The organism is Kitasatospora arboriphila (assembly GCF_039528095.1).
Classification (GTDB): domain Bacteria; phylum Actinomycetota; class Actinomycetes; order Streptomycetales; family Streptomycetaceae; genus Kitasatospora; species Kitasatospora arboriphila.
In genome coordinates this window covers 18,869-35,338 of the sequence record NZ_BAAALD010000052.1, presented here as the reverse complement: position 1 = coordinate 35,338, position 16,470 = coordinate 18,869, and the positions used below count along the sequence as shown (strand labels likewise).

Below are 16,470 nucleotides of genomic sequence, written 5' to 3'. Positions count from 1 at the left end.
CCCCGCGCCCCTTGTGCGTCTCCCGGGCGTTCGGCCCCCTACTTCTGGCGGGCGTTCTCCAGGGCTTCGAAGACCTCCAGGCCGGCGGCGTTGCGGCGGCGGAGGTGGGAGACGACGGTGTTGGTCACCGCGATCAGCGGGACGGCCACGATGGCGCCGCCGATGCCGCCGACGATCGAGCCCGCGGCCACGCCCAGCACCACGGCCAGCGGGTGGACGGCCACCGCGCGGCCGAGGATCAGCGGCTGCAGCAGGTGCCCCTCGATCTGCTGGACGGCGACCAGCACCACCAGCACCATCAGTGCGGTGAACGGGCCCACGGTCACCAGGGCGATCAGCACCGCGATGGTGCCGGTGACCAGGGCGCCGACCAGTGGCACGAAGGCGCCCAGGAAGATGATCACGGCCAGCGGCATGGCCATCGGCACACCGAGCAGCTGGATGCCGATGCCGATGCAGAGCGCGTCGATGAAGGCGACGAAGACCGTCCCGCGCACGTAGGCGGTGAGGGTGGCCCAGGCTTTGGGGCCGGCGCCGGCCATCGCGTAGCGGGAGTGCCGGGGCAGGCAGCGCAGCGCCCAGGACCAGATCCGGGCGCCGTCGTACAGCAGGAAGAACGTGGTGAAGGCGGCGAGGACGACGCCGGTGAGCACCTCGACGGCGATGGTCACGCCGGTGAAGCCGGCCGAGGTGATCTGCTCGGAGTTGCTGCCGATGGCGGTGGAGATCTGCCGGGCGAAGTCGTTGATCTGCTGCTGCGTCAGGTGCAGCGGGCCGGTCACCAGCCACTCGCGGAGCTGGTTGACACCGTCCTGGACCTTGCCGGTGACGGACTCCAGGTTGCTCGTCACCTGCCAGACCACGAACCAGCCGACCAGGCCGATGCCGGCGAGGCCGCTGAGGAAGGTGCCGGCGGCGGCCAGCGAGCGGGGGACGCCGAGGCGCTTCAGCCAGGAGACGGTCGGTTCCAGCAGGGCGGAGATCAGCAGCGCCGCGAGCACGGCGAAGGCGACCAGCCGCAGCATGTCGACGACCCGGAACAGCACGTAGAGGGCGACGCCGAGCAGCAGCAGCCGCCAGGTGGACTCGGCGGCCACCCGCAGGCCCCACGGCACCGCCTCGACCGGGGTGGCCGGGCGGCCGGGGTTGTGGACCTCGCGGTGGACGGGGGGCAGCCGCTCGGGTTCGGCCCGCCGCGGCGGCGGGAGCCGGTCTGCCGGGCCGTCCTCGGCGTCTGCGGCGGCGAAGGCGTCGGCCTGGGCGGCCGCCCGGCGGCGGCGCTCCAGCGCGGCCCACACGCCGGCGGCGACGGCGCCCGTCCTGGCGAGCGCCTTGAGCATCCTGCGGTCCCGCGTCCCGTCGGCTCTGTCCGCTGCCACGTCCGCGCCCTCCCCGTTCTTCCTGTCCGCCAGACGGTACCCGCCCGGGGTGCCCGCGGTCCCTCCGCCCCGGTGCCCTTCCACCGGGGAGAAGGTGACGAATCAACGTGAAACGGATGGTTTCGGTCGTCCTCGATCGGGGAGGACTCCGAACACAGGACCAACTGCCGGCGGACCGGCCGGTGCCGGAGGTCCAGGACCCGCTCCGGCGCCCCGCGTCCGCATCGAGCCGCACCGCCCGTGAGCGCCCTGGTCAGCGCCGCCCGGGCGGCGCGGCCCGCCCTCGGGGCCGCGCCCCGCGGAGGGTTCCCGGCATGCGGAAGGCCCCCGACCGGAGCGGTCGGGGGCCTTCGACGCACAGCTGTGGCGGCAGGATCAGTACCAGTGGTGGGACTGCCAGAACGACCAGGCGTCACAGGGACTGCCGTAGCGGCTGTTCATGTAGTTGAGGCCCCACTTGATCTGGGTCGCCGGGTTGGTCTTCCAGTCGGCGCCGGCCGAGGCCATCTTGGAGCCCGGCAGGGCCTGCACCAGGCCGTACGCGCCGGAGGACGCGTTGGTGGCGGTGTAGTCCCAGCCGCTCTCGCGCTTCACGATCTCGCTGAAGCAGGAGAACTGGTTGGCGTCGCCGATGATCTGGGCGGCCATCGCCTGGACCGAGCCGGCCGGGACCGCGGCGAGGGCGGTCCGCGCGGCGGCACGGTTGGCGGCCTCTTCGTCGGCCTTGCGCTTCGCCTCTTCGGCGGCCTTGGCGGCCTTCTCCGCGTCGGCCTTGGCCTGCGCGTCGGCGGCGGCCTTCTGGCGCGCGGCCTCCTCGGCGGCCTTCTTGGCGGCCGCGTCGGCGGACACCTGCTGGGCGCTCGCCTGGCGGGCGAAGTTGTCGCTGATGGTCTGCGCCTGGGCGCCGGAGGGCACATCGGCGAGCAGCGTGGCGCTCGCGACGTCGACCGTCTGCGTGGTCGTGCCCTCGCTGCCCGAGGCCGCGCCCACGACCGCACCGACAGCGGTGACGGCGGTGGCGGAGGCCACAGCAACTCCCCGGACCGAGATCCGAGTCACATGGTTTCCTTCCGGCGGCGACCGCGCGTGACCGTACGGACGCAACATGCCCCTTGCCGCTCGCCTCCGTCGGTGCTGGTCACGGGAGACACTGGCCCGACTGCCGGGCCGAGCGGGCTCGGAACGGCGTGGTGAACGGGCGGCGTACGACTCATCGGTGTTCAGTTGTGTGCCCGCCGACCGGAGTTGCCGGGCGTGATTCTGCCGTACGCGGGGCCTGACAGAACCCTCACCATGCCGCACCGGGACGTGTCTACGCAATTCCCGGTTGCGTGGCGGATCTCACAATCTTCGCGAGCTGGGCGTTTGCCCGAAAGGTCGTCGACGACCCGTCGGACCCGGTGACAGATCGAGGGGCCTGCCGGTATGCGGCAGGCCCCTTGACGGTCATTCATACTGATTTGTCCGCTTTTGTCACTGCCGTTCCTACGGCTGGATGTCCTCCAGCATCTCGGTGACCAGGGCGGCGATCGGCGAGCGCTCGGAGCGGGTCAGCGTGATGTGGGCGAACAGCGGATGCCCCTTCAGCTTCTCGACCACCGCGACCACGCCGTCGTACCGGCCGACCCGCAGGTTGTCGCGCTGGGCGACGTCGTGGGTGAGGACCACCCGCGAGCCCTGGCCGATCCGGGACAGCACCGTCAGCAGGACGTTCCGCTCCAGCGACTGCGCCTCGTCCACGATCACGAAGGCGTCGTGCAGCGACCGGCCGCGGATGTGGGTGAGCGGCAGGACCTCCAGCATCCCGCGGGAGATGACCTCCTCGATCACGTCCGGGGTGGTGACCGCGGAGAGGGTGTCGAAGACGGCCTGCGCCCACGGGCCCATCTTCTCGGCCTCGCTGCCCGGCAGGTAGCCGAGCTCCTGGCCGCCGACCGCGTACAGCGGGCGGAACACCATCACCTTGCGGTGCTGCCGGCGCTCCAGCACGGCCTCCAGGCCGGCGCACAGCGCCAGCGCCGACTTGCCGGTGCCGGCCCGGCCGCCCATCGAGACGATGCCGACCTCGGGGTCGAGCAGCAGGTCGAGGGCCACCCGCTGCTCGGCGCTGCGGCCGCGCAGGCCGAACGCCTCGCGGTCGCCGCGGACCAGGCGCACCCGCCCGTCGTGGGTGACCCGGCCCAGCGCCCGGCCGCGCTCCGACTGCAGGACGAGTCCGGTGTGCACCGGCAGTTCGGCGGCGCCGTCGACGTCCACCCCGGCGTCGTGCGGCGCGCCGAAGAGCGCGTCGACCTGGTCGCCGGGGATGTGCAGCTCCGTCATGCCCGTCCACCCGGAGGTGATCGCGAGCTCGGCCCGGTACTCCTCGGCGAGCAGGCCGACCGAGCTGGCCTTGATCCGCAGCGGGAGGTCCTTGGAGACGACGGTGACGTCGTACCCCTCGGCCTGCAGGTTCCGGGCGACCGCCAGGATGCGGGTGTCCGCCTCACCGCCGCCCGCACGGTAGCCGGCCGGCAGGATCGACGGGTCGGAGTGGTTCAGCTCGACCCGGATGGTGCCGCCGAGCTCGCCGACCGGGATCGGCTCGTCGAGCCGGCCGTGGCGGATCCGGTAGTCGTCGAGGAGGCGCAGCGCCTGGCGGGCGAAGTAGCCCAGCTCCGGGTGGTGCCGCTTGGCCTCCAGCTCGGTGACCACGACCACCGGCAGGACGACCTCGTGCTCCTCGAAGCGGCTCATGGCGAGCGGGTCCGCCAGGAGCACGCTGGTGTCGAGAACGTACGTGCGCCGGTCTGGTGTCCGGCGGCTCTTGGAACTGACCACTAGGCCTCCAGAGCGGATGACCCAGCGTCACCCGCGGCTCACCGGTCCCCGCGACCCCTGTGGCCGGGGTACCGGTCTGACCGGTATATGCCCCGGTGGTGGCCCCTGCATACCCCCGGGCGTGAACTCGGGGGTCACAACAGGAGCACGTTTTGGGGTCGTGGCCTGCGGGTATTTCGTTTGACCCGGCGTCAGCGCCGTCCGGTCGGGGGGCTCAGAGGCCCATGCGGCGGTTGCGCAGCTGGAAGTCGCGCAGCGCCCGCAGGAAGTCGACCTTGCGGAAGGCCGGCCAGTACGCCTCGCAGAAGTAGAACTCGCTGTGGGCGCTCTGCCAGAGCAGGAAGCCGGAGAGCCGCTGCTCGCCCGAGGTGCGGATGACCAGGTCGGGGTCGGGCTGGCCCTTGGTGTAGAGGTGCTCGGCGATGTGCTCGACGTCGAGGATCTCGGCGAGCTGCTCGATCGAGGTGCCGCGGTCGGCGTGCTCCTGGAGCAGCGAGCGGACGGCGTCGGCGATCTCGCGGCGGCCGCCGTAGCCGATCGCGACGTTGACGGTGACGCCCTCGATGTGGGCGGTGTCGTGGGCCGCCTCCTTGAGCACCTGGGAGGTGCGCGGGGGCAGCAGGTCGAGCGCGCCGACCGGGTTGATCCGCCAGCGGCGGGCCTCGGCGAGGCCGCGGACGGCGTCCTCGATGATGCCGAGCAGCGGGACGAGCTCCTCGGCGGGCCGGGAGAGGTTGTCGGTGGAGAGCATCCACAGGGTGACGACCTTGACGTGGGTCTCGTCGCACCAGCCGAGGAACTCGGCGATCTTGTCGGCGCCGCGCTGGTGGCCCTGGGCGGTGGTGCCGCCGGTGGCCTTCGCCCAGCGGCGGTTGCCGTCGAGGATCACGCCGATGTGGCGGGGGGTGTTGTCGAGGTGGACCTCGACCCGCCGGCCGTACAGCCGGTAGGCGTTGTCCAGCAGGGTGCGCAGACCCGGCGTGCGCTCGACGACATCGCGCAGACCCATGTTCCTCGGCCCCTCCGTGCTGGTTCGCCGCTCGCCCACCTGGTGCGGAATACCTGGCGCAGCCTACTCCGGCGGTGTGCGTGGAGGTAAAGCCGCAGGTACCGATGGGGTCACGGCTTCGCCCCGGGAGCGTCCCGGGGCGGAACGGGCCGCTCGGACACGATCCGGTCTCCGCTTCCTTAAGCCAGCCGTAAGACGGCGTAAAGCCGCCGTCCGCTTCTTGACGCCCGGCATTGGTCTAGTCCAGCTTGTGAGCGAGGGCACACCGGAGCCCTTCCCGTACCTCCGCGGCCCCAGCCGTCCCTCCCCCACGCGGAGCCGCCGCGCCCCCCACCGCGGCGGCTCCCCTCCTTCCTTCCTTCCAGGAGCCCGCCCATGGCCCGTCACCTCGCGCAGCCGTCCCACCGGCGGCGCCGCTCCAAGCTCCCGGCCGCAGTCGCCGCCGGCACCACGGCCCTCGCCCTGGCCGGCGCCGGCCTGGCGCTGACCGCCGGCGGGGCCGGCGCCGCCGTCGGCAACCTGGTCACCAACGGCGGTTTCGAGGCCGGCAACCTGTCCGGCTGGACCTGCACCGGCACCGCGAGCGCCGCCTCCTCCCCGGTGCACGCCGGCTCCTACGCGCTGACCGCCGCGCCGAGCAGCGCCGACACCGCCGAGTGCACCCAGACCGTCAGCGTGCTGCCGAACACCAGCTACACCCTGGCCGGCTTCGTGCAGGGCCCGTACGTCTACCTGGGCGCCCGCGGCACCGGCTCGACCGACCCCTCGACCTGGTCCAACCAGAGCAGCTGGAACCAGCTGTCCACCACCTTCACCACCGGCGCGAGCACCAACAGCATCACGCTCTACGTGCACGGCTGGTACGGCCAGGGCGCCTACAACGCGGACGACATCACGCTGACCGGCCCGGGCGGCACCGCCACCCCGACCAGCACCCCGACCTCCGCGAAGCCGAGCACCTCCGCCTCGCCGACGTCCTCGCCGACCTCGTCCCCGACCTCCTCGCCGACGAGCTCGCCGACCTCCAGCCCGACGTCGAGCCCGACCTCCTCGCCGACGCCGCCCAACGGCAACCTGCCCAAGCACGTGCTGACCGGCTACTGGCAGAACTTCGACAACGGCGCGCCGGTGCAGAAGCTGCGCGACGTGCAGAGCGCGTACGACGTCATCGCGGTCTCCTTCGCCGACGCGACGGGCACGCCCGGCGCGATCAGCTTCACCCTGGACCCGGCGCTCTCGTCCAAGCTCGGCGGCTACACCGACGCCGACTTCAAGGCGGACATCGCCGCCAAGCACGCGGCCGGCAAGCGCGTCGTCCTCTCGGTCGGCGGCCAGAACGGCGCGATCAGCGTGGCCAACGCCTCCGCGGCGGCCAACTTCGCCAACACCGCCTACGCGCTGGTCCAGCAGTACGGCTTCGACGGCGTCGACATCGACCTGGAGAACGGCGTCGACCCGACGTACATGTCGCAGGCGCTGCACACCCTGCAGTCCAAGGTCGGCGCGAACTTCGTCCTGACCATGGCCCCGGAGACCATCGGGATGTACAGCACCGCCGGTGCCTACTTCCAGCTGGCGCTCAACACCAAGGACATCCTGACCGTCGTCAACACCCAGTTCTACAACTCGGGCGGCATGAACGGCTGCGACGGCAAGGTCTACACCCAGGGCACGGTCGACTTCATCACCGCCCAGGTCTGCACCCACATCCAGGGCGGCCTGCGGCCCGACCAGGTCGGCATCGGCGTCCCGGCGTCCAGCCAGGCGGCGGGCGGCGGCTACGTCAACTCCACCGTGGTCAACAACGCGCTGGACTGCCTCGCCACCGGCACCCACTGCGGCAGCTTCGTCCCGCCGGCGAAGTGGCCGACCATCCGCGGCGCGATGACCTGGTCCACCAACTGGGACCTCAAGAACGGCAACGACTTCTCCACCAACGTGGGCGCCCACGCCCACGCGATGCCGTAACCCGCACGGGGCGCGCCGCCTCCTGAGGGTGGGGGCCGGCGCGTCGCTCAGGAGCCCGCCGTACTGCTGGGGTACGGCGGGCTCCGCCCATGTCCGGGCCCGGCCCGGCGCGCCGGACGCGGACGGGCCGTCAGGCCGCGGCCAGCACCGCGAGCAGGGCCCCGGCCAGCAGCGGCGGCCCGAACGGCAGGGCGTCCCCGCGGCCGGCCCGCCGGGTCAGCAGCAGGACGGCCCCCCAGACCCCGCCGAGCAGGAAGGCGGCGAAGACCCCGCCGGCCACCGCGCCCCAGCCGTACAGGCCGAGCACCGCGCCGAGGCTCGGCGCCAGCTTGGCGTCGCCGAGGCCGATCGGCAGCAGCAGGGCGAGCCCGCCGTACAGCAGGCCGAGCGCGGCGGCCGCCAGCAGGCAGCGCAGCAGCACCGCCGGCCGGTGGTCGGCGAGCGGCAGCAGCACCGCCGTCCCGGCGAACAGCGGCAGGGTCAGTGCGTCCGGCAGCCGCAGCACCGCCGCGTCGACGAAGCCGAGCACCACCCCGAACAGGCCCACCCAGCAGAACAGCGGGGCGCTGCCGGCGTCCGCCGCCGTGCCCAGCGCGGCCCCGACGGCGACCGCCACCGCCTCCACCGCGCCCGGCCGCGGCCCGGCCGCCGCCTCGCCGCAGCCCGCACAGCGGCCGGTCGGCCACCTCCCCCACCTGCCCGCCGGACAGCACTGCCGCAACGGCTCCCCGTACGGCACCGCGTGGCGCACCGCGACGGCGCGCAGCAGCGGCGCGGCGGCCAGCCCGAGCAGCGCACCGGCCCATGGCCCGATCATCCCGCCCCCTCGTCGGTCCTCCCGATCCTGGCGCGATCCTCGCGCAGCCGGTGCGGTCTGTGGCGTGGAACACGTGATGATCCCCGTAACGGCGCCGTAAAGTAGGCAGGCATGCAGGTCATCCAGTCCAGCAAGCTCGCCAATGTCTGCTACGACATCCGTGGCCCGGTGCTCGACGAGGCGATGCGGCTGGAGGACCAGGGCCATCGCATCCTCAAGCTGAACACCGGCAATCCCGCCGCCTTCGGCTTCGAGGCGCCGCCGGAGATCCTGCAGGACATCCTGAAGAACCTCTCCTCCGCGCACGGCTACGGCGACTCCAAGGGCCTGCTCTCCGCCCGCCGGGCCGTCGTGATGCACTACGAGGAGCGCGGCCTGCACGGCCTCTCGGTCGAGGACGTCTTCCTCGGCAACGGCGTCTCCGAGCTGATCCAGCTGGCGATGACCGCGCTGCTCGACGACGGCGACGAGGTGCTCGTCCCCGCCCCGGACTACCCGCTGTGGACGGCGTCCGTCTCGCTGGCCGGCGGCACCGCCGTGCACTACCGCTGCGACGAGCAGTCCGAGTGGTACCCGGACCTCGCCGACATCGAGGCCAAGGTCACCGACCGGACGCGGGCCATCGTGGTGATCAACCCGAACAACCCCACCGGTGCGGTCTACCCGCGCGAGGTGCTGGAGGGGATCATCGAGATCGCCCGCCGGAACAGGCTGGTGGTCTACGCGGACGAGATCTACGACAAGATCCTCTACGACGACGCCGAGCACGTGCCGCTGGCCACGCTCGCGCCGGACCTCTTCTGCGTCACCTTCAACGGCATGTCCAAGTCCTACCGGGTCGCGGGCTTCCGCTCCGGCTGGATGGTGCTCTCCGGCGACCGGCACCGGGCCGCCAGCTACATCGAGGGGCTCACCGTGCTCGCCTCGATGCGGCTGTGCGCCAACATGCCGGCGCAGCACGCGGTGGCCGCGGCGCTCGGCGGCCGACAGTCGATCAAGGACCTGGTGCTGCCGGGCGGCCGGCTGCTGGAGTCCCGGGACACCGCGTACCGGCTGCTGAACGAGATCCCGGGCATCAGCTGCGTGAAGCCGAAGGGCGCGCTGTACGCGTTCCCGCGGCTGGACCCGCAGGTGTACAAGATCAAGGACGACGCGCAGATGGTGCTGGACCTGCTGCGGTCCCAGCGCATCCTGGTCGTCCAGGGCACCGGCTTCAACTGGCCCGACCCGGACCACTTCCGGCTGGTCACCCTGCCCCGCCCGGAGGACATCGCCGACGCCGTCACCCGCATCGGCGAGTTCCTGAGCGGCTACGCCCAGCCGTAGCCCGGGGCGAACCACAGGGGCGCGGGGAACCGCGCAACGAGGGATCGGACCACCTCGAGGGACGGGCCGAGCACAAGTGCCCGCACCCGAGAGGTGTACCGATCCCGTGTTGCGCGGTTCCCCGCGCCCCTTGTGCCCTGCCCGTCAGAGCGAAGCGTTCGAGCAGCGCCGCCCCCCGGTGAGGAGGAGGGGCGGCGCTCCCTCAAACCCGGGCGTCAGCCCAGGCGCTTCACCAGCGCGCGGTACTCGTCCCAGAGCTCGCTCGGCGTGTGCTCGCCGAACATCTCCAGGTGGGACGGGACCAGCGCGGCCTCCTGGCGCCAGATGTCGGCGTCCACGGAGAACAGCAGGTCGAGGTCGGACTGCGGGATGTCGAGGCCGGTGAGGTCGAAGCCCTCGACCTCGGGCAGCACGCCGATCGCGGTCTCGACGCCCTTGCCGGTGCCCTCCAGGCGCTCCACGATCCACTTGAGCACGCGGCTGTTCTCGCCGAAGCCCGGCCAGATGAACTTGCCGTCGCTGTTCTTGCGGAACCAGTTGACGTAGTAGATCTTCGGGAGCTTCGAGGCGTCGGCCTCGGCGCCGATCTTCAGCCAGTGGGCGAAGTAGTCACCCATGTTGTAGCCGCAGAACGGCAGCATCGCGAACGGGTCGCGGCGCAGCTCGCCGACGGTGCCCTCCTGGGCGGCGGTCTTCTCGGAGGCGATGTTGGCGCCGAGGAAGACGCCGTGCTGCCAGTCGAAGGACTCGGTGACCAGCGGGACGGCGGTGGCGCGGCGGCCGCCGAAGAGGATGGCCGAGATCGGGACGCCGGCCTGGTCCTCCCACTCGGGGGCGATCGTCGGGCACTGCGCGGCCGGGACGGCGAACCGGGCGTTCGGGTGGGCGGCGGGGGTGCCGGACTCCGGGGTCCAGTCGTTGCCGCGCCAGTCGGTCAGGTGCGCCGGGGGCTGCTCGGTGAGGCCCTCCCACCACACGTCGCCGTCGTCGGTGAGCGCGACGTTGGTGAAGACGGTGTTGCCCCAGAGGGTGTCGATGGCGTTGGCGTTGGTGTCCACGCCGGTGCCGGGGGCGACGCCGAAGAAGCCGGCCTCGGGGTTGATGGCGTAGAGGCGGCCGTCGGCGCCGAAGCGCATCCAGGCGATGTCGTCGCCGATCGTCTCGACCTTCCAGCCCGGGATGGTGGGCTGGAGCATGGCGAGGTTGGTCTTGCCGCAGGCGGACGGGAAGGCCGCCGCGATGTACTTCGGCTCCGCCTTGCCCGTGGGGCCGGCCGGCGGGGTGAGCTTCAGGACGAGCATGTGCTCGGCCAGCCAGCCCTCGTCGCGGGCCATGGTGGAGGCGATGCGCAGCGCGTAGCACTTCTTGCCGAGCAGGGCGTTGCCGCCGTAGCCGGAGCCGAAGGACCAGATCTCGCGGGTCTCCGGGAAGTGCGAGATGTACTTGGTGGAGTTGCACGGCCAGGCCACGTCGGCCTCGCCCTCGGCGAGCGGGGCGCCGACGGTGTGCACGGCCTTGACGAACTCGCCGTCCTCGCCGAGCTGGTCGATCACGGCCTTGCCCATGCGGGTCATCACGCGCATGGAGACGGCGACGTAGGCGGAGTCGGTGATCTCGACGCCGTACGCGGCCAGCGGGGAGCCGACCGGGCCCATGGAGAAGGGCACGACGTACATCGTGCGGCCCTTCATCGAGCCGCGGAAGAGGCCGTTCTCGCCCGCGAAGACCTCCCGCATCTCGGCGGGGGCCTTCCAGTTGTTGGTCGGACCGGCGTCCTGCTCCTTCTCGGAGCAGATGTACGTGCGGTCCTCGACGCGGGCGACGTCGGTCGGGTCGGAGGCGGCGTAGAAGGAGTTGGGACGCTTCTCGTCGTCGAGCTTCTTGAAGGTGCCCTGGGCGACCAGCAGCTCGGCGAGGCGGTGGTACTCCTCCTCCGATCCGTCGCACCATTCGATGCGGTCGGGCTGGGTCAGCTCGGCGATCTCGGCGACCCAGTCCAGCAGCTGCTGGTGGCGGGTGGGCGCGGACTCGGCGAGCGCAGACTTCAGAGGCGACACGTTCGCTCCGTTTCACACCATCTCGGCCAGGAGACGGCATCGCGGGGGTTTGAGGGTGGTTACACGGTAGCCCCGGACACCACCCCGGTTTGGTGCACTTCGTAGTACGTTCCGACATCCCTACTACGAAATGTCCAAGAGAATGGGCACCGGGGGTCGGATTCGGCCGCACCGGGACCGGCACTGAGACGTGGGTAACACTCCAGAATGTCCAAAAGTGATGATCGCCACTGACTACTTGGCAGTAACCTACGGTTCCGTAAGATGCTGCGCATGACTGCTGCGGACCTCACTGTGGACCTCGCCGCCGCCGGCGAAGCCCTGAAGCCCAAGTGGCGCGGCTGGCTCCACGCCGGCATGTTCCCCGCCTCGGTGGCGGCCGGGATCGTCCTGATCTGCCTGGCCGACTCGACGGCCGCCACGGCGGCGTGCGCGATCTACTCGGTGACCGCCTGGATGCTGTTCGGGGTGAGCGCGGTCTACCACCGCTTCACCTGGGGCCCGCGCGGCGAGGCGATCCTGCGCCGGCTCGACCACGCCAACATCTTCCTGATCATCGCGGGCACCTACACCCCGTTCACCATCCTGCTGCTGGACGGCGCCCGGCAGCAGCTGCTGCTCTGGGCGGTGTGGGGTGGAGCGCTGCTCGGCATCGCCTTCCGGGTGTTCTGGGTCGGCGCGCCGCGCTGGCTCTACACCCCGGTCTACCTGGCGCTCGGCTGGGCCGCGGCCTTCTTCCTGCCGGACTTCCTGCACACCGGCGGCGCCGCGGTGCTCACCCTGATGATCGTCGGCGGCGGCCTCTACAGCCTCGGCGGCGTGGTCTACGGCCTGAAGCGGCCGAACCCCTCACCCCGCTGGTTCGGCTTCCACGAGGTCTTCCACGCCTTCACCCTCGGCGCGTTCATCGTCCAGTACGTCGGCGTCTCACTGGTCGCGTACAGCGCGGCCGGCTGAGGACGCCCGCAGCTCCAGACGCTCCTGGGCCCGGCGGCAGCGCTCGCAGTGCGCCGCGCCGGGCCCTTCGCCGGTCGGCCGGGGGTGCGCCTTCGCGCGGAACCTCCGGCCGACGTGCGCCATCACCAGCAGCGTCTCCACCGCGGCCACCATCCAGACCGTCCGCGGCCCGCCGGCCAGGTAGCCCACGACGACGGCCAGCGCGGCCGACACCACCACCACCGCACCCCAGAACCGTGCACTCCGCAGCGCCATCGCCTCGCCTCCCGCCAGGTGACAGATCGTCAGATACTCCTCCCCGCCTACGGTGACATGCTCAGCACCTCCGGAGGCGAACTCCGGATCAACACTGCGGCAACACCTCGTGCCGACCGGACGCTCCTCCTCCGAAACATCCGCACGACGGCCGCCGACAAGGGCGGCACGCACACGGAACGCCCGCACGGCCGGCACCCGGCGCGGCGGGCACCCGAGCCGGCGGACACCCGGACACGCCGACGGGCGGCCCGGCCGGTCGAGGACCGGTCGGGCCGGGGGGGGCAGGGGCCGGGGGGCCCCCCCCTGGGGACGCACCCTCGGGCCGGCTACCGCCGGGCGCCGCGCCTGCGGACGGCCAGCCCCGCCCCCGTCAGCACGGTGACCGCGAGCGCTGCGCCCGCCGCCACCGCCGGTCCGCGCCCGGACGGCCGTCCCGGCCCGGCGGCCACGGCGGTGTCCGCCCAGCCGCCGCCCGCGCCCGCCCGGTCGTAGGACGAGCCCGGCAGCCGGCCGCCGTACCGCTGCTGCACCAGCTTCCGGTACTCGGCGAGGGTGGTGCCGCCCGCGCCGACCGAACGCCGGGCGTCCTCGTCGAGCGGCAGCACCCGGCCGCCGCGCAGCACGTACCAGGCGTCGATCTGCGGCTCCCGGAAGGCGGTGCCGCCACCGGTGGCCGCGGCCTGCGCCGGGTAGTCGGTCTCGTCGCCGCCGGAGGCGATGTCCACCACCCGCCAGCCGCCGCTGTCGCGGATCGTCCAGACCGAGGCGGCCCGCCCGTCCGCGGCGACCGCCCGGCCGGCGACGAACTCCACGCGGGCCACCGGGGCGCCGGCGACGCCCGCGACGAAGCCCTCGTTGAGGCCGTAGACGGCGACCGCGTCCCCGGTCAGCCGGGGTGCGGCGGCGGTCGCGGCCTTCGCCTCGGCCGCCGCGGGGAGTCCGGCCGCGCCGGCCGGGCGCCCCTCCCGGGCGAAGAACAGGGCCACCCGGTCGAGTGCGGCCGGGGCAGCGGCCGCGGACCGGGCGGCGGCCAGCTCCGCCGGGGCGATCGGGGCCGGGGCGGCGGCGTCCGCGGCCGCGGCGAGCGGCGCCGCGGCGAGGCCGAGGCAGCCGGCGAGGACGAGCGCGGTGAGGTGTCTCGGGTATCCGGTCATGGCTGGCTCCTCACGCGCCGATCCGGTACAGGGAGTGGGTCCAGCCGAAGCTGCTGTTGCCGGTGTAGTAGCGGTAGTCCGCCCAGTTGTAGCGGTGGTTGGACGGCCAGGGGTCGCCCCAGTAGACCCAGCTGCCGGCGGCGTCGTAGCCGTAGAGGACGTGCATGTGGCCGCCGCCGGAGGACCACTGGATGCGGGTCTCCACCGGCCGCCCGGCGTCGATCTCGCCCTGGACGGTGGCGTAGGAGAGGGTGCCGCTCACGTAGCGGCCGGGGTTGATGCCGATCCGCCACAGGGCGTTCTGGACGTCGCCCAGGGTGGCCTGGCCGTTCGGGCAGGCGGAGTCGACGGCGCGGCCGAAGGCCAGGTTGCAGAACTGGTTCTGGCTGTAGCCGTAGCCGTAGTAGGTCGCGATGGTGTTGCCGCTCGCGGCCCAGCACCAGTTGGACTGCTGCTGTTGCTGCATGGTGATGCCGAGGGTGCGGGCCGCCGACAGCCCGGCGGCGGGCGCCGGGGCTGCGGGTGCGGGAACGGGGGTCCGGACGGGGGCGGCCTGCGCCGGGGAGGCGGCGGCCGCGGTGAGGGCCGGGGCCAGGACGCCCAGCGCGAGTGCGGCGACCGCACGGCGCAGGCGTCCCGGTGCCGGCGGCACGGGAGTTGACGGCATGGGGGTTCCTCCTGCGGTGGGGCGTAGGAAGAGGTGTGGGGGTGCGCGTCCGGACGCGGTGCGAAGAGCATCGGGCGCCGTCCGGCGCCGGTCAACGCGCGGCCGGGCCGCGCCGTCCGCGGTGTGAACGCCCGCCCTCCGGATGTGAACGCGGCCCGCCCGCCACGTCCGTACCTGATGACACGGCGGGCACGGGGTGTGAATATTCACCCCAGCCCCGGAGGTGGCCATGCAGCCGACCGTCCCGCCGGATCTCGCGGCCGCGCTCCGCACCGGCCCGTTCCCGCTCGCCCTGCGCACCGCCATCGCCGCGCGCGGCCTGGCCCTGCAGCGGGTGCAGGAGCGCCTCGCCCGGCGCGGTGTCCGGGTCGGCGTGACCAGCCTCAGTTACTGGCAGCAGGGCAGGCGGCGGCCCGAACGCCCGGAGTCGCTGCGGGCCGTGGCGGTGCTGGAGGAGGTGCTCGACCTGCCGGAGCACTCGCTGACCCGGCTGCTCGGCCCCCGCCGGGCCCCGGCCGGGCCGGCCGCGCCGGCCACCCTGCCGTACCGCGCCCTGATCCGGCCGCGCAGCGCCGTGGACGGGCTGATCGCCGCGGTCTCCGGCCCGCAGGACTCCGGGCTGCACACGGTGGTGCACGTCGAGCGGATCCGGATCGACGCCCGCCGGCGGCTGGCCCGGCGGGACTCCCAGCACGCGCTGCGCGCCCACCGCGACGGCGTCGACCGCTACCTCGCCATCCACCAGGGCGATCCCGGCGCGGACCCGGGGCGGGTGGTGCTGCGCGCCGAGGAGAACTGCCGGCCGGGCCGGATCCGGCGCGACCCGGAGCACGGCCTGCTGGTCGCCGAACTGCTGCTGGACCGCAGGCTGCGCACCGGCGACACCCACCTGCTCGGCTACGGCTTCGACGACGCGCCGACCCCGACGCCGAGCTGCGAGTACGTCCGCGGCTTCAACGCCGGTGCCGGCCAGTACGTCCTGCAGGTCACCTTCGACCCGGCCGCGCTGCCCGTCCGCTGCCACCGCTTCGCCGTCCGGGCGCCGGGCGAGCGGCCGCACGAGTCGGAGGAGCTGACCCTGGACGGGCACCACAGCGTGCACCTGGTGGCGACCGGCCTGCCGCCCGGCCTGCTCGGCATCGGCTGGGACTGGGACTGACCGCCCGTCAGCCGGCCGCGAAGTCGAAGGTCACGTGGTCGGCCACCGGCCGGTAGCCGAGCTTCTGGTAGATCGAGTTGCTGACCGGGTTGGCGAGGTCGGTGTAGAGCAGCACCTCGGCGGCGCCGGCCGCCAGGGCGTGCGCAGAGGCGGCGGCGACGACCCCGCTGGCGTAGCCGCGGCCGCGCAGGGCGACGGGGGTGAAGACCGGGCCGATCCGGGACATCCCGGCGATCACCGGGCTGGCGCCGGCGAAGGAGACCGGGCGGCCGCCGTCCTCCCACACGTGCAGGCCGCCCTCGGCGAGCCTGCCGTCGACGTAGGCGCCGTGGTCGACCGGGTTGCTCTCGCCGATCTCGGCGAGGAAGGCGGCGCTCCACTCGACGAGCTGCTCCCGGTCGGCGGGCCCGGCGGGCCGCGCGGTGCCGGCGGGCACCGGTGAGGGCCCCTCCAGCCCGGCCAGCCGGTAGAGCCGCTCGTCCACCGCGGTCTCGGCGCGGACGGCGCCTGCGGCAGCGGGCGGCCAGGCCTCGGCGAACGCCGCCGCGGCCGCCCGCTCGCCGGCCACCCCGGGCACCCGCGCGCCGCGGTCGTGCAGGGCCCCGGCGAGCTCGGCGGCCGCCTCGGCCGGCATCCGGCCGAGCCGCACCGGGTAGGGCGGGGTCTGTGCGAAGACGCCCGCGACCGGGCCGTCCGGCGCGGCCCGCCAGTGGCCGAACACCGGTTCACCGTCGCCGAAGGCGTGCCGGCCGCGCTTGGCGATCCGGTCCAGCAGGGTGAGCAGCACGGTGTTGTCGGCCGGGTGGGCGGCGAGGAAGGCGCCGGCTTCGGCACGGAGGGCGGCGGGGTCGTTCGTGAGGGTCCAGGTCATGCCCCATCCTGGCGCCGCCCGCGACCCG

The 16,470-nt window shown here is 73.2% G+C and carries 14 protein-coding genes; 4 read left to right on the top strand and 10 right to left on the bottom strand.

Annotation, left to right across the window (positions count from 1 at the left end):
* Positions 1-38: 38 nt before the first annotated feature.
* The 4 genes from ABD353_RS24495 to ABD353_RS24480 form a co-directional block, all read right to left on the bottom strand.
* Positions 39-1,379: an AI-2E family transporter gene (locus tag ABD353_RS24495; RefSeq protein ID WP_425555236.1), complete on the bottom strand. Its 1,341-nt coding sequence runs from the start codon at positions 1,377-1,379 to the stop codon at positions 39-41.
* A 375-nt stretch (positions 1,380-1,754) separates the two neighbouring features.
* Positions 1,755-2,438, bottom strand: a complete 684-nt coding sequence (locus ABD353_RS24490) for an aggregation-promoting factor C-terminal-like domain-containing protein (protein WP_344625817.1) — start codon at positions 2,436-2,438, stop codon at positions 1,755-1,757.
* 426 nt (positions 2,439-2,864) lie between these two features.
* Positions 2,865-4,199: an RNA 5'-3' helicase PhoH2 gene (gene phoH2, locus ABD353_RS24485; protein WP_344625816.1), complete on the bottom strand. Its 1,335-nt coding sequence runs from the start codon at positions 4,197-4,199 to the stop codon at positions 2,865-2,867.
* A gap of 214 nt (positions 4,200-4,413) precedes the next feature.
* Complete coding sequence (locus ABD353_RS24480) at positions 4,414-5,208, bottom strand: isoprenyl transferase (RefSeq protein WP_344625815.1); 795 nt, start codon at positions 5,206-5,208, stop codon at positions 4,414-4,416.
* A gap of 375 nt (positions 5,209-5,583) precedes the next feature.
* Here ABD353_RS24480 and ABD353_RS24475 point away from each other — a divergent pair, with 375 nt between their 5' ends.
* Positions 5,584-7,176 carry a chitinase gene (locus ABD353_RS24475; RefSeq protein ID WP_344625814.1) on the top strand — a complete coding sequence of 531 codons (1,593 nt, stop codon included), beginning with the start codon at positions 5,584-5,586 and terminating at the stop codon, positions 7,174-7,176.
* A gap of 130 nt (positions 7,177-7,306) precedes the next feature.
* On the opposite strand, the gene ABD353_RS24470 is transcribed toward ABD353_RS24475, so the two are convergent.
* Positions 7,307-7,993 carry a prepilin peptidase gene (locus ABD353_RS24470; RefSeq protein ID WP_344625813.1) on the bottom strand — a complete coding sequence of 229 codons (687 nt, stop codon included), beginning with the start codon at positions 7,991-7,993 and terminating at the stop codon, positions 7,307-7,309.
* A 111-nt stretch (positions 7,994-8,104) separates the two neighbouring features.
* On the opposite strand from ABD353_RS24470, the gene ABD353_RS24465 reads away from it, so the two are divergent.
* Positions 8,105-9,319 carry a pyridoxal phosphate-dependent aminotransferase gene (locus tag ABD353_RS24465; RefSeq protein ID WP_344625812.1) on the top strand — a complete coding sequence of 405 codons (1,215 nt, stop codon included), beginning with the start codon at positions 8,105-8,107 and terminating at the stop codon, positions 9,317-9,319.
* Positions 9,320-9,534: 215 nt separating this feature from the next.
* Here the strand turns inward: ABD353_RS24465 and ABD353_RS24460 are convergent, their stop codons facing one another.
* Positions 9,535-11,376, bottom strand: coding sequence for a phosphoenolpyruvate carboxykinase (GTP) (locus ABD353_RS24460; protein WP_344625811.1), 1,842 nt, complete (start codon positions 11,374-11,376; stop codon positions 9,535-9,537).
* Positions 11,377-11,649: 273 nt separating this feature from the next.
* Between ABD353_RS24460 and trhA the strand changes: the two genes are divergently transcribed.
* A complete protein-coding gene (gene trhA / locus ABD353_RS24455) occupies positions 11,650-12,333 on the top strand; it encodes a PAQR family membrane homeostasis protein TrhA (RefSeq protein ID WP_344625810.1) in 684 nt (227 codons plus the stop codon).
* Here trhA and ABD353_RS24450 read toward each other — a convergent pair.
* From ABD353_RS24450 to ABD353_RS24440, 3 genes are all read right to left on the bottom strand, one after another.
* Positions 12,304-12,588, bottom strand: coding sequence for a hypothetical protein (locus tag ABD353_RS24450; protein WP_344625809.1), 285 nt, complete (start codon positions 12,586-12,588; stop codon positions 12,304-12,306). The two genes, trhA and ABD353_RS24450, sit on opposite strands and share 30 nt — an antisense overlap.
* A gap of 329 nt (positions 12,589-12,917) precedes the next feature.
* Positions 12,918-13,745, bottom strand: coding sequence for a hypothetical protein (locus ABD353_RS24445; RefSeq protein WP_344625808.1), 828 nt, complete (start codon positions 13,743-13,745; stop codon positions 12,918-12,920).
* 10 nt (positions 13,746-13,755) lie between these two features.
* Complete coding sequence (locus ABD353_RS24440; RefSeq protein ID WP_344625807.1) at positions 13,756-14,412, bottom strand: papain-like cysteine protease family protein; 657 nt, start codon at positions 14,410-14,412, stop codon at positions 13,756-13,758.
* A 229-nt stretch (positions 14,413-14,641) separates the two neighbouring features.
* On the opposite strand from ABD353_RS24440, the gene ABD353_RS24435 reads away from it, so the two are divergent.
* Entirely contained in the window at positions 14,642-15,571 is a 930-nt protein-coding gene (locus tag ABD353_RS24435; protein WP_344625806.1) for a hypothetical protein, read from the top strand.
* Positions 15,572-15,578: 7 nt separating this feature from the next.
* Here the strand turns inward: ABD353_RS24435 and ABD353_RS24430 are convergent, their stop codons facing one another.
* Positions 15,579-16,442 (bottom strand): GNAT family N-acetyltransferase, encoded by an 864-nt coding sequence (locus ABD353_RS24430; protein ID WP_344625805.1) that lies wholly within the window; start codon positions 16,440-16,442, stop codon positions 15,579-15,581.
* Positions 16,443-16,470 lie beyond the last annotated feature (28 nt).